The organism is Nocardiopsis trehalosi NBRC 14201 (genome assembly GCF_001552555.1).
GTDB classification, from domain to species: Bacteria; Actinomycetota; Actinomycetes; order Streptosporangiales; family Streptosporangiaceae; genus Nocardiopsis_B; species Nocardiopsis_B trehalosi.
The window spans coordinates 1-13030 of sequence record NZ_BCRK01000172.1 but is presented as its reverse complement, the minus strand read 5'-3'; the positions used below and the strand labels follow the sequence as shown (position 1 = coordinate 13030).

Here is a 13030-nt window from a genome sequence, read left to right as displayed (position 1 = left end):
GGCGGCCGCCGTCGCGGTCCGGGGCCGGTCAGCAGCCGGGCAGGCGCTCGACCAGGTAGGTCTCGACCTGGTCCAGCGACACGCGCTCCTGCGACATGGTGTCGCGCTCGCGGACGGTCACGGCGTCGTCCTCAAGGGTGTCGAAGTCGACGGTGACGCAGAACGGCGTGCCGATCTCGTCCTGGCGGCGGTAGCGGCGGCCGATCGCCCCCGCGTCGTCGAACTCCACGTTCCACCGCTTGCGCAGCCGCGCCGCGAGGTCGCGCGCCTTGGGCGACAGGTCGGCGTTGCGCGACAGCGGCAGCACCGCGGCCTTCACCGGCGACAGCCGCGGGTCGAGGCGCATGACCGCGCGCTTCTCCATCTTCCCCTTGGAGTTGGGGGCCTCGTCCTCGCTGTAGGCGTCGAGCATGAAGGTCAGCAGGGCGCGGTCGACGCCCGCCGCCGGCTCGATGACGTAGGGGATGTAGCGCTCGTTGTTCTCCTGGTCGAAGAACGACAGGTCGGTGCCGGACGCCTCGGAGTGGGTGCGCAGGTCGTAGTCGGTGCGGTTGGCGACGCCCTCCAGCTCGCCCCACTCCGAACCGGCGAAGTTGAACCGGTACTCGATGTCGACGGTGCGCTTGGAGTAGTGCGACAGCTTCTCCTGCGGGTGCTCGTACAGCCGCAGGTTGTCCTTCGCGATACCGAGGTCGACGTACCACTGGAAGCGGGTGTCGATCCAGTACTGGTGCCACTGCTCGTCGTCGCCCGGCTTGACGAAGAACTCCATCTCCATCTGCTCGAACTCGCGGGTGCGGAAGATGAAGTTGCCCGGGGTGATCTCGTTGCGGAAGGACTTGCCGATCTGGCCGATGCCGAACGGGACCTTCCGCCGCGCGCTCTGCTGCACGTTCATGTAGTTGATGAAGATGCCCTGCGCGGTCTCGGGGCGCAGGAACGCCAGGCCGCTCTCGTCCTGCACCGGGCCGAGGTAGGTGCGGAGCAGGCCGTTGAACATGCGCGGCTCGGTGAACGACGACTTGGCGCCGCAGTTGGGGCAGGCGATGTCGGCCAGCCCGTTGGCGGGCTCGCGGCCGTGCTTCTCGGCGTAGCCCTCGACCAGGTGGTCGGCGCGGAAGCGCTTGTGGCACGACTGGCACTCGGTGAGCGGGTCGACGAACGCCTTGACGTGGCCCGACGCCTCCCAGACCTCGCGCGCCAGGATGACGCTGGAGTCGAGGCCGACGATGTCCTCGCGCTCCTGCACCATCGAGCGCCACCACTGGCGCTTGACGTTGCTCTTCAGCTCCACACCCAGCGGGCCGTAGTCCCAAGAGGCGCGCAGACCCCCGTAGATCTCACTGGACGGGTAGACCAGACCCCGCCGCTTGGCCAAGTTGACCAGGGTGTCCATTGCCTCTGACGTGACGGCCATGGTGTTGACTCTCCATCCGGCTGGCGGTCGGCGGATCGCTCTTCGCGATGCACGGTTTGCGGTTCCCAGCCTAGGGGAACGCGGCGCGGTGACGTGCACCGACGACGTTACGCGCGCGCCCGCCCGTCCGCACCCGGTTTTCCGGCCGACTCGGGGGGGGCGGGGCGCGGGGTCAGCCGCCCGGGGTGTCGACCACCTCGTAGGCCGACGGCTCGTCGCGGGCCAGCGACAGCAGCGGCACGGCGGCCACCTTCACGTCGTAGTTCGACAGCGCCCGCCGGTAGAAGCCGGGGCCGTCCCAGGTGGTGACCACCGTCCACAGCTCGGGGTCGTCGGCGGCGCGCGCCACCCAGGAGTCGCGGAACCCGGGGCGGGCGCCCAGCGCGCGCACCGCGACGGCGGCGCGGGCCACGAAGTCGTCGGCCTCGGCGGCGGGCACGGTGTAGCGGGTGATGACGATCACCGGGCCATCCTCTCACCCCGCCGCTCCCCCGCCGTCCGCGCCCGCACGGGGCCGCCCGGGCGGCCCCGTGGTTGACTGGTCGGCGGCCGCGGGAAGGGGTGGACGGGTGGAGTTCGAGGTCGTCGTGGAGGGCGCCGCCGGGGCGCTCGTCGCCGAGCGCGCCGGGGCCGCGCGGGTGGAGCTGGTGGCGGCGCTGGTCGACGGCGGGCTCACGCCCAGCCTCGGCACCGTGGCCGCCGTCCTCGGCGCGCTGTCGGCCACCCGGGTGTTCCCGATCGTCCGGCCGCGCGGCGGCGACTTCGTCTACGACCGGTACGAGGCCGCCGCGATGGAGCACGACGTGCGCGCGTTCGCCGCCGCCGGCGTCCACGGCGTGGTGGTCGGGGCCCTCACCCCCGAGGGCGCGGTCGACCGGCCCCTCGTGCGGCGGCTGGTCGCCGCCGCCGGCGGGCTGCCCGTGACCTTCCACCGCGCGTTCGACGTGGCGGCCGACCCGCGCGCGGCGCTGGAGGACCTCGCCGGCCTCGGCGTGGCCCGGGTGCTGACGTCCGGGCAGGAGGCCGCCGCCATCGACGGCGCCCCGCTCATCGCCGACCTGGTCCGGCGCTCGGCGGGGCGCGTGGCGGTGATGGCCGGGGGCGGCGTCCGGGCGGAGGACGCGGCCGACCTGGTGGCCGCCACCGGGGTGGAGGAACTGCACTTCTCCGGCATGGCGGCGGTGCCCGGCCCCGCCGTCCACCGCAACCCGCGGGTGCGGATGGGCGGGACCGCCGTGCCGCCCGAGGACGAGCGCCGGGTGAACGACCCGGTCCGCATCGCCGCGATCATGGCGGCCGGGCGCGCGGGGGCGGCCCGCCGCGCCCGGCCCTAGCGGGCGCGCCGACCGGCCCGGCTCAGTCGGTGCCGAACACGCGGTCGACCACGCGGGCCGCGGCGTGGCCGTCGTCGAGCGGGCAGAACTGGTCGGTGAACGCCTTGTACCGGGGGGCGTAGTCCTCGGCGACGCCCTCGATGCCGCGCAGGGCGCCGATGACGTCGTCGGACTCCAGCAGCAGCGGGCCCGGCGCGGTCTCCTCGAAGTCGAAGTAGAACCCGCGCAGGTTGTCGCGGTAGCTCTCGATGTCGTAGGTGAAGAACAGCATCGGGCGCCCGGTGTTGGCGAAGTCGAACATCATCGACGAGTAGTCGGTGACGAGGACGTCGGTGATCAGGAACAGCTCCATGATCTCCGGGTACAGCGACACGTCGTAGACGAAGTCGCGGCCGACGATCGGCACGCTGTCGACCACCCGCGGGTGCCGGCGCACCAGCAGCACGTGGTCGTCGCCGAGGGCCTCGTACATCCGGCGCAGGTCCAGGTGCAGGTCGAGCTTGTGCTTGCCGCGCGTGTAGTACTTGTCGTCGCGCCAGGTGGGCGCGTACAGCACCACCTTCTTGCCCTCGGGCAGGCCGAGGCGGGCGCGGGTGCGCGCGGCGACGGCCTCGCGGTCGGGGGCGAAGAAGATGTCGTTGCGGGGGTAGCCGGTCTCCAGGATCTCGCCGTCGAAGCGGAACGCGCGGCGCAGGATGGGCGTGGCCCAGGGGCTGGGCGAGACCAGGTAGTCCCACTGCCGCGTCTCCCACGCCAGCTTCTCGTGGTAGTCGCGGGACTTGCCGCGGATGTTCTCGATGTCGAACCCGATGCGCTTGAGCATGGAGCCGTGCCAGGTCTGCACCACCACCTGGTCGGGGCGGCGGGTGAACCAGGCCGGCTGGCGCGAGTTGGTCACCAGGTAGCGCGAGCGCGCCAGCGCCTCGTAGAAGTCGCGGCCGTTGTGGCGGACCCGGGTGAGGTCGGGCGGCAGGGTGACCTGGCCGTCCTTGACCAGCCACGACATCGGGTGGTCGGCCCAGCGGCCGCCGCGCGAGCGCAGCTCGGCGTAGATGCTGTGCGGGCTGTCGGAGAACTGCCGGCCGGTGTAGCTGTCGAAGAGGATGTCGTCGCGCAGCTCCTCGCCGCGCAGCGCCGGGTACACGGTCTCGCGCAGCCGCCGCTGCGCGAACGACCCGCGCTCCTCGGGCCGCAGGTCCGTCCCCACGCGCAGGACGGGCAGCTCCGACCCGGAGTCCTCGAAGGTGTAGCCGCGCTCGTCGGTGTCCATCTGCAGCGGCAGCCGGCGCACCAGGTCGGGGTCGAGTTCGGCGCTGACGTCGCGCACCTCGTCGCCGGCCAGGTGCGCGCGGGCCCAGAGCTGGTAGCCGCCCGCCGACAGCGGCAGGGTGCCGGACAGGGTGGGGATGCCGGCCGGGGTGAACACGGCGGTGAACCGGTCGCCGTCGCGCCGCAGCTCGACCGGGTGCTCCTCGTCGCGGCCGCGCGCCTTGAACACCAGCTCGACGTCGGAGGCGGCGGCGTAGTGGCCGCCGAGCACGAGTCCGCGGCCCTCCCAGCGGGCCTCGCGGATGACCGGGTGCGCCCAGCCGGCGCGCAGCCGCAGGTGGCCGGTGCTGGTGCGCTGCACCGCGACCTCCTGGTGGCCGTCGCCCGCGGCGTGCGCGGCGGGCTCCACCCTGTCCGGCAGGACCAGCGGGACGGCGGTGCCGTCGGGGGTGAGCAGCGCGGTGGTCCAGTGCTCCTGGCGGAGCTGGCCGGGGCCCTCGTCGACGGCGCGGGCCAGCAGGTCGGCGACCGGCACCCGGACGGTGAACCGCCCGCCCGACACGCGCAGCGGGTACTCCAGCCGCGCCGTGCCGGGCGCGCGGACCAGCCGCAGGGCGCGGGCGTCGGCGGCGGGCGGCGCGACGAACTCCCCGGACAGCTCCAGGACGCGGTCGGCCCCGGTGCCGTCGACGCGGTGGTCGGTGGCGCGGGCGCGCACCGGGGCCACGGCGAGGGAGAGCTGGCCGTCGCGGTTCCAGGACGGACGTAGCCACACGTCGTCGGCGACCTCGCGGTACGGCGGCCGCTCGGGCGGCCCGGCGACCGGGTTGGCCACGATGCGGCGGCGCACCAGGCCGCGGTTCATGACGACGAGCTCCAGCTTCCACTCGGTGGCCCGCCACTCGCCGCCCAGCCGCAGCCGCTCGGGGTCGACGCTGATCTCGAAGCCGCCGTAGTCGTGCCGGGCGGCGTCGGGCAGGTCGGGCAGCCGGTACTCGGCGGCGTGCAGGACCTTGACCGGGACGGGGATGCGCCGCCCGGTGTCGGTGTTGACGGCGAACGCCACGAGCTGCTGCTGCCAGCGGCGCCCGGCGCGCAGGTTGAGCACGCCGACCCGGCCGCCGACGACGAGCCGGTCGCCGCGCCACTCGACGCGCTCGGTCTTCTGCCGCACCTTCAGCTCGGCGTCGAGCCGGTAGACCTCGCGCGGGATGTCGGCGGCGGGGTCCTCGAAGAACGGGTACCGGATGAAGTAGTGCAGGCCGCGCCGGACGACCGGGGCCTTCTTCAGCTCCACGCTCTTCTGGAAGGTGATGGCCTCCAGCAGGCGGTCCTCCTGGCGGCGGCGCACCAGCACGTAGTTGAGCCGGTGCAGCGGCGGCAGGGCGTCGAGCACGCGCCGGTTCACGGTGTCGAGGTAGGCGTTGACCAGGTCGAAGAAGCGGCGGCGGGCCTCGGGGCCGGCGTCGTCCAGGCGCAGCAGGACGGTGCGGAGGTCGTTGCGGAGCGCGCGGCCGTCCCACAGGTCGCGGTCGGTGCCGGTGAGGGCGGCGGAAAGCTCGGCGACCGCGCCGATCCGGCGGGTGAGGGCGCCGGGGTCGCTCAGGTCCTCCCCGGACTCGCGGTCGCGCACCAGGTACACGGGCGCGGGCAGGACGTCGATCGCGGCGGCGGCGAACAGCATGCGCACCACGGCGAGGTCGGTGTCGGCGTCGGTGTCGGCGGCCCCGGTGTCGGGCATGGCCGCCCAGAAGGAGCGGCGCCACATCTTGTTGCCGTAGAGGCGGTCGCTCAGCAGCGAGGTGGTGACGTGCACGTCGACCCCGGTGCGGGCCTTGGTGAACACCTTGCGGTGGGCCCCGGAGGGGCGGGCGCCGAGGTCGTTGAACCGGTACACGTTGCCGGTGGCGAGGTCGGAGCCGGAGGCGTCGAGGGAGTCGGCCAGGTAGCGCAGGGCGTAGCCGGTGAGCGCGTCGGAGCCCTCGACGAAGACGAGGTACTCGCCGGACGCGGCGGCCGCGCCGTCGCGGCGGGCGCGGGCGTGGCTGGGGGCGGCGGCGTCGAGCAGGGCGGCGGTGGTCCCGGCGGGCGGGGCCTCGGCGAACCTGCGGGCGGCGGCCAGGCCCTCGGCGCGGGCGCTCTCGACGGACTCGCCGTCCTCGGTGTCGTCGTCGGCCTTGTCGGCGGCGTCGTCGCCGGTGTCGTCGGCGTCCCCGTTGTCGGCGGCGTCGGCCCCTTCGGCGTCGTCGTCGGCGGCCGCGCCCGTCCGGTCCGGGGCCGCGAGGTCGGGGGCGGGGGCCACGGGTGCGAGGACGACCTCGACGCCACCGGGGTCCCGGTCCTGCCGGCCCAGGGAGTCCAGGCAGTGCTGCAGGTGGGGTTCGGTGACGTCGAAGGTCACGATGACGCTGAGCTTCGGCACGGAAAAACAACTCTCCCGGTCTGTACTTCTGCGGAGCGGGTGCAGAGGGCCGGCCCCGAGCGGGTCCGGCGGCGTGGTGGGCAACCTAGGTCACCGTGGGTAAGCGACCGGTAAACCCGCGTCGCGGACCGCGGGTGGACGTCCACCCGCCCTCCCTAAAAATAACGCGCGGCGGCGCGGCCCCGGCACCCCGGCGCCGCGGGGTCGTGGCGGAGGGGCCGCCGTCGTAGGCTCTGGGGCGGGGGCGGGCGCCCCCGCCGACCACCCAGCAGGCCGGAGGAGCCGCGTGTCCACCAGGAACAGGAAGCCGCGCCGGAACCGACCCGCGGGCCGCGGGCCGTCCGGCCGCGCAGCGTCGCGCCCCCTTCCCCGGGGCGACCACTTCGCCACGCCCGACGCCTCGCCGCTGCGCCGCGAGGTCGAGCGCCGCAGCGCGGTGCCGCTGGTGTGGCTGCACAACGCGCCGCGGTGGATGCTGCCGCTCGCCATGGCGGCCGTGTTCGTCGCGGGGCTGCTGCTCGCCGGGGTCGCGGGGGCGGTGCTGCTGGCGCTGCTGGCGGGGTTCTTCGCGTGGCTGGCGTTCCTGGCCTGGCCGGCGCTGCGCGGCGGCGAGCGCGCGATGCGGGTGGTGGTCGTCGTGACGCTGCTGGCGCTGGGGCTGCTGCAGAGCGGCCTGTTTTGACAATCGTTTTCGTTTTCGGCACACTTGAGGGGTGTCCGTCGAACTGACCGGCGCCGCCACCCATGGCGCCGTCCGCGGCGCGCCCCACGTGCCGGGCCCACCGCCCGCCTTCCGGGTCGCCGACGCCGCGGTGTCCTATGACCGCACGCCCGTTCTGCGCGGCGTGACCTTCGACGTGCCCGCGGGCGAGACCGTGGCCATCCTCGGCCCCAACGGGTCGGGCAAGTCCACGCTCATGCGCGCGATGCTCGGCATCACCCCGCTCACCGCCGGCCGGGTCGAGCTGCACGGCGCCCCGCTGCGCCGGTTCCGCTCGTGGGAGCGCGTGGGCTACGTGCCCCAGCGGCTGTCCGCGGGCGGCGGCGTGCCCGCCACCGTGCGCGAGATCGTGGCCTCCGGCCAGGTGGCGCGCCGCCGCCGGCTGCGCCGGGCCACCGCCGCCGACCGCGCCGCCGTCACCGACGCGCTCGACGCCGTCGACCTGGCCGACCGCGCCCACGACTCCGTGCACGAGCTCTCCGGCGGCCAGCAGCAGCGGGTGCTCATCGCCCGCGCGCTGGCGGGCCGCCCCGACACCTTCGTCATGGACGAGCCCATGGCCGGCGTCGACTCCGCCAGCCAGCAGGCCCTCGCCGACACCATCGCCCGGCTGTCCGCGCGCGGCGCCACTGTGGTCCTGGTGCTGCACGAGCTCGGTCCGCTCGAACCCCTGATCCGGCGCAGCGTGGTGCTGGCCGACGGCCGGATCGCCCACGACGGCCCGGCGCCGCAGCCGTCCGGCGCGTGCGCGGCGCCCGGCCACGACCACCAGCACCCGCACCCCGGCCCCGACCCCCGGCTGCCGGTGGCCCCGCACATCGATGTCCCCTAACCCCGCCGACCGAGGTCGTCCGTCGTGATCGAGATGCTCCAGCCCGACTTCATGCGCCGGGCGCTGGTCGCCGCCGCCCTGGTGGGGCTGGTGGCGCCCGTCATCGGCACCTTCCTGGTGCAGCGCCGGCTCGCCCTGCTCGGCGACGGCATCGGCCACGTCGCCCTGACCGGGGTGGCGCTGGGCTTCCTCACCAACACCGCGCCGGTGTTCACGGCGCTGATCGTGTCGGCGGCGGGCGCGGTGCTCATCGAACTGGTCCGGGTCCGCGCCCGCACCAGCGGCGACGTCGCCCTGGCCCTGCTGTTCTACGGCGGTATCGCCGGCGGCGTGCTGCTCATCGGCCTGGCGCCGGGGGCGAGCACCGCCACGCTGACCGCCTACCTGTTCGGCTCGGTGAGCACGGTCGACGTGCAGGACGTCTACGTCGTCGCGGGGCTGGCCGTGCTGGTCCTGGGCGTCATCGGCTACTTCGGCCGCGAGCTGTTCGTGGTCTGCCAGGACGAGGACGTCGCCCGCGCCCACGGCCTGCCCGTGCGGTTCCTCAGCCTGGTCATCGCCGTCACCGCGGCGCTCACCGTGGTGCTCGCCATGCGGGTGGTGGGGGTGCTGCTCGTGAGCGCGCTGATGGTCGTCCCCGTGGCCGCCGCCCAGCAGCTCGCCCGCAGCTTCCGGGTGACCATCGGGCTGGCCATGGCGATCGGCGTGGTCGCGGCGCTGGGCGGGCTGTCCACGGCCTACTACGTCGACGTCGCGCCGGGGTCGGCGATCGTACTGCTCGCCCTGGCCGTCTTCGGGGCGGCGGTGGCGGCCGGCTACGCCGTCCGGGCGCTGCGCGCCCGCCGCCGCGGGGAGCGCGGCGGCGGCCGAGGCGCTACGGTCGGTACGATGCCCCAGAGCGAGCGGGGGAGCGTTTCCATATGAGTACACGACGCGAGGCCGTCCGGCAGGCGCTCAACGACTGCACCGGCTTCCGCAGCGCGCAGGACCTCTACGCCGACCTGCGGTCCGAGGGCTCCAAGATCGGCCTCACCACGGTCTACCGGGCACTCCAGGCCCTCAGCGACTCCGGTGAGATCGACGTGCTCCGGACCGACGACGGCGAGGCCGTCTACCGCGCGTGCCTGACCGAGTCCCACCACCACCACCTCGTCTGCCGCTCGTGCGGCAAGGCGGTCGAGGTCGAGGGCCCCGCCGTCGAGCGCTGGGCCGAGACCGTCGGCTCCCAGCACGGGTTCACCGAGATCACGCACACCGTCGAGGTCTTCGGCACCTGCGCCGACTGCGCGGCGGCGCGCGCCTCGAACGCCTAGGACGTTCTCGCGGGTCCCCGGCACGGCCGGGGGCCCGCGGCCGTCCGGGCGCGGACGCGGTTCAGCGCAGCCGCTCCAGGTTGGGCCGCTTGGGCCGCACGCCGTCGCCCGACGACCGGCCGGTGAGCCGGCGGTGGATCCACGGCACCAGGAACTCCCGCGCCCAGTGCAGGTCCTCCTGGCGGGCGGCCCGCCAGGGGCGCGGCTGCACAGCGGGCCACGGCTGGTCGGGGTCGCCCTCGGCGGGCACGCCCAGCACCGCGCAGACGCGCAGGGCCAGCCGGCGGTGCCCCTCGGCCGACAGGTGCAGCCGGTCGCCGCTCCATGCCCGCGGGTCGTGCAGGAACGCCATGCTCCACAGGTCGACCACCAGGCAGCCGTAGCGGTCGGCGATGGCCCGCACGTGCATGTTGTAGGTGGCGATGCGGCCCCGCAGGTGCCGCATGACGGGCTGGAACGCGGTGTCCATGCCGGTGAACACGACGACGGTGGCGCCGGTGGCGGTGAGCCGGCGGACGGCGTCCTCGAAGACCCCGGCCACCAGGTCGGGGTCGCCGCCGGGGCGCAGGATGTCGTTCCCGCCGGCGCACAGGGTGACCAGGTCGGGGCGGAGCTCGACGGCGCGGGGCAGTTGCTCGTCGACGATCCGCCCGATCAGCCGGCCGCGCACCGCCAGGTTGGCGTAGCGGACCTCGCCCACGCTGTCGGCCAGGTGCTCGGCGACCCGGTCGGCCCACCCCCGGTACCGGCCGTACGGGGTGTCGCCGCTGTCGGGGTAGGGGTCGTCCATGCCCTCGGTGAAGCTGTCGCCGAGGGCGACGAAGGAGATGATGTCCCGCCCGATGTCGAAGCCGCTCATGGACACCGATCATGCACCCCGGACCCCGGGTTACGCGACAGTAGGTTCGGGGTCCGCGGGCAGGTGTAAGGGGCGTCACGCCCCGGGGGCCGCGCCCCGGGCCCCGGCGCGCGCCGGGGCCCGCGGGGCTCAGCCGTCGGCGCGCTTGACCACGTCGAGCGCCGCGTGCTTGGCGGTCACCCGGTCGCCCGAGGAGCGGCCGGTGAGCCGGCGGCCGACCCACGGCACCAGGTACTCGCGCGCCCAGCGCACGTCCTCGCGGCGCGCCGCGCGCCGGTCGGCGGGCGGCAGCGGCGGCCAGGGCTCGTCCCAGTGCCCGTCGACGGGGACGCCGAGGACCTCGGCCACCCGCAGCGCCAGCCGGCGGTGCCCCTCGGCGGACATGTGCAGCCGGTCGCGGTCCCAGGCGCGGGCGTCGGTGAGCACGTCCATCGACCACTGGTCGACGAGGTGGCAGCCGTGCCGGTCGGCGATGGAGCGGATGTTCAGGTAGTAGCGGGCGAACGCGCCGATGAGCGCGCGCATGTAGCCGCCGGCCATGTTGACGCCGGTGAACAGCACCACCTCGGCGCCGCCGGCGCGCAGCCGGCGCACGGCGGCCTCCAGGCCCCGCGCCAGCCGGTCGGGGTCGGCTCCGGGGCGGAGCAGGTCGTTGCCGCCCGCGCTGAGCGTCACCAGGTCGGGGGCCAGTTCCAGGGCGAGCGGGAGCTGGTCGTCCACCACCTGGCGGAGGAGCTTGCCGCGCACCGCCAGGTTGGCGTAGCGGACCTCGCCCACCTCCGCGGCGAGGTGCTCGGCGAACCGGTCGGCCCACCCCCGGTAGTGGCCGTGCGGGTGGTCGCCGCTGTCGGGGTAGGGGTCGCCGACGCCCTCGGTGAAGCTGTCGCCGAGCGCGGCGTAGGACAGCGAGGGGCGGCCGAGGTCGAGCGCCGTCATGCCCCGCTCCCCGCGGGCGCGGTGGACGGGGGCGGCTCGACCGGGTTGGGCACGGCCCCGCCGTAGCGGCGGTCGCGGCGCGCGTAGATCTCGCAGGCGTGCCAGAGGTGGCGGCGGTCGAAGTCGGGCCAGAGCGTGTCGAGGAAGACGAATTCGGCGTAGGCCGACTGCCAGAGCAGGAAGTTGGAGAACCGCTGCTCGCCGGAGGAGCGGACGAACAGGTCGACGTCGGGCAGGTCGGGCTCGTCGAGGTACTTGGCCAGCGTCGCCTCGGTGACGCGGTCGGGGTTGATGCGGCCCTCGGCCGCGGCACGGGCGAGCGCGGCGGCGGCGTCGGTGATCTCGGCGCGGCCGCCGTAGTTCACGCAGAACTGGAGGGTGAGGGCGGTGTTGTCGCGGGTCATCTCCTCGGCCGACTCCAGTTCGGAGATGACGCTCTTCCACAGCCGGCCGCGGCGCCCGGCCCAGCGGATGCGCACGCCCATGGCGTTCAGCTCGTCGCGGCGGCGCCGGATGACCTCGCGGTTGAAGCCCATGAGGAAGCGGACCTCGTCGGGCGAGCGCTTCCAGTTCTCGGTGGAGAACGCGTAGGCCGACACGGTGCCGATGCCCAGTTCCAGGGCGCCCTGGACGACGTCGAAGAGGGAGTGCTCGCCGGCCTTGTGGCCCTCGGTGCGCGGCAGCCCGCGCTCCTTGGCCCAGCGGCCGTTGCCGTCCATGACGATGGCGACGTGCCGGGGCACCAGGTCGGCGGGCAGCTCCGGCGGGCGCGCACCGGTGGGGTGCGGCGTGGGGGGCCGGTAGCCGCGGGCGGTGCCGGCCGACGGGGAGTTGAACAGGCTCAAGAACGCTCCACAAGGCGCAGGGATCGGATTCCGTTTTCCAGGTGCCACTGGAGGTAGGCGGCGACGAGCCCGCTGCACTCGTTGCGGTGGCGGTACTCGCTGGCGTCGGCCGCCGGCCAGTCACCGCCGAGCAGCGCCGACATCAGCCGGGTGGACTCCGCGGCGGGCGTGGTGGCGCCGTGGGGGCGGCAGACCGTGCACACCATGCCTCCGGCGTGCACCGCGAACGCGCGGTGCTCGCCCCGGGAGCCGCAACGCGCGCACTCGTGCAGCGCGGGGGCGTACCCGGCGACGGCCAGCGACCGCAGCAGGTAGGCGTCGAGCACCAGCCGCGGGTCGTGGGCGTCCTCGCCCAGTGTACGCAGGGCGCCGATGAGCAGCAGGAACTGCCGCAGAGCGGGGTCCTTCTCGACCGAGACGATCTTCTCGGCGGTCTCCAGCATCGCGGTGGCCGCCGTGTAGCGGGGGTAGTCCGTGACGATGTCCTCGCCGTAGGCGCGGAGGGTCTCGGCCTGGGTGATCACGTCGAGCGTGCGCCCGGTGTAGAGCTGCAGGTCGACGTGGTTGAACGGCTCCAGGCGGGCGCCGAACCGCGACTTGGTGCGGCGCACCCCCTTGCCGACGGCGCGGACCAGGCCGGTCCGGCGGGTCAGCAGGGTGACGATGCGGTCGGCCTCGCCCAGCTTCCTGGTGCGCAGGACGACGCCCTCGTCGCGGTAGAGGCTCACTCCCCCATTGTCGCGGATGGGCCGGACCGGAGCGTACGGCGCCCGGCGGGTCCGCGCGATGGGCTGCGAATATAAGCGACTTACTCCCCAATTTCCTCTTTTTGCTCTACGATCACGCGCCAGCACCGACAAACCTCACCGAACGGGGGCCTGGCGCCATGGCACGTGGACGCCGACGCAAACAGCGGGACGGGGCGCGCACGCCCCGGCGGAACGCCGCGCCCGCCCGCGGGAACCGGCTGCGCACCCCCTTGGTGGGCGCGCTGGCCGCCGTCCCGGTGGGGCTCGGCCTGGCGGCCGCCCTGGTGCTGGCGGGCCAGCACGCGGCCGCCGGCCCCGCGGGCGGCGCCGCGG

General features: G+C 74.6%; 12 protein-coding genes and 1 pseudogene. 6 read left to right on the top strand and 7 right to left on the bottom strand.

The annotated features are described in order from the left end of the window. Positions 1-28: 28 nt before the first annotated feature. On the bottom strand, positions 29-1417 hold the full coding sequence (locus tag NT8_RS22805; RefSeq protein WP_174549622.1) for a glycine--tRNA ligase: 1389 nt from the start codon (positions 1415-1417) through the stop codon (positions 29-31). 172 nt (positions 1418-1589) lie between these two features. Further along, positions 1590-1880, bottom strand: coding sequence for an antibiotic biosynthesis monooxygenase family protein (locus NT8_RS22800; RefSeq protein ID WP_067973415.1), 291 nt, complete (start codon positions 1878-1880; stop codon positions 1590-1592). Between the two features lie 106 nt (positions 1881-1986). Here NT8_RS22800 and NT8_RS22795 point away from each other — a divergent pair, with 106 nt between their 5' ends. After that, complete coding sequence (locus NT8_RS22795) at positions 1987-2751, top strand: copper homeostasis protein CutC (protein WP_245646291.1); 765 nt, start codon at positions 1987-1989, stop codon at positions 2749-2751. 22 nt (positions 2752-2773) lie between these two features. On the opposite strand, the gene NT8_RS22790 is transcribed toward NT8_RS22795, so the two are convergent. Beyond that, positions 2774-6442 (bottom strand): CDP-glycerol glycerophosphotransferase family protein, encoded by a 3669-nt coding sequence (locus NT8_RS22790; RefSeq protein ID WP_067973405.1) that lies wholly within the window; start codon positions 6440-6442, stop codon positions 2774-2776. A 286-nt stretch (positions 6443-6728) separates the two neighbouring features. Between NT8_RS22790 and NT8_RS22785 the strand changes: the two genes are divergently transcribed. From NT8_RS22785 to NT8_RS22770, 4 genes are all read left to right on the top strand, one after another. After that, entirely contained in the window at positions 6729-7124 is a 396-nt protein-coding gene (locus tag NT8_RS22785; RefSeq protein ID WP_067973403.1) for a DUF6703 family protein, read from the top strand. 88 nt (positions 7125-7212) lie between these two features. After that, complete coding sequence (locus NT8_RS22780) at positions 7213-7995, top strand: metal ABC transporter ATP-binding protein (RefSeq protein ID WP_067973419.1); 783 nt, start codon at positions 7213-7215, stop codon at positions 7993-7995. 24 nt (positions 7996-8019) lie between these two features. Next, entirely contained in the window at positions 8020-8919 is a 900-nt protein-coding gene (locus NT8_RS22775) for a metal ABC transporter permease (protein ID WP_067973401.1), read from the top strand. Beyond that, positions 8916-9308, top strand: coding sequence for a Fur family transcriptional regulator (locus tag NT8_RS22770; protein WP_067973400.1), 393 nt, complete (start codon positions 8916-8918; stop codon positions 9306-9308). The genes NT8_RS22775 and NT8_RS22770 overlap by 4 nt, the downstream gene beginning before the upstream one ends. A gap of 61 nt (positions 9309-9369) precedes the next feature. On the opposite strand, the gene NT8_RS22765 is transcribed toward NT8_RS22770, so the two are convergent. The 4 genes from NT8_RS22765 to recO form a co-directional block, all read right to left on the bottom strand. Beyond that, positions 9370-10167: an SGNH/GDSL hydrolase family protein gene (locus NT8_RS22765; protein ID WP_067973398.1), complete on the bottom strand. Its 798-nt coding sequence runs from the start codon at positions 10165-10167 to the stop codon at positions 9370-9372. Positions 10168-10296: 129 nt separating this feature from the next. Then, a complete protein-coding gene (locus NT8_RS22760) occupies positions 10297-11103 on the bottom strand; it encodes an SGNH/GDSL hydrolase family protein (protein ID WP_067973396.1) in 807 nt (268 codons plus the stop codon). Next, positions 11100-11948: an isoprenyl transferase gene (locus NT8_RS22755; protein WP_067973395.1), complete on the bottom strand. Its 849-nt coding sequence runs from the start codon at positions 11946-11948 to the stop codon at positions 11100-11102. The genes NT8_RS22760 and NT8_RS22755 overlap by 4 nt, the downstream gene beginning before the upstream one ends. Then, positions 11945-12676, bottom strand: a complete 732-nt coding sequence (gene recO, locus NT8_RS22750; RefSeq protein ID WP_067973392.1) for a DNA repair protein RecO — start codon at positions 12674-12676, stop codon at positions 11945-11947. The genes NT8_RS22755 and recO overlap by 4 nt, the downstream gene beginning before the upstream one ends. 158 nt (positions 12677-12834) lie before the next feature. Between recO and NT8_RS29555 the strand changes: the two are divergent. Beyond that, positions 12835-13030 (top strand): annotated as a pseudogene (locus NT8_RS29555) (CAP domain-containing protein); the annotation flags it as partial.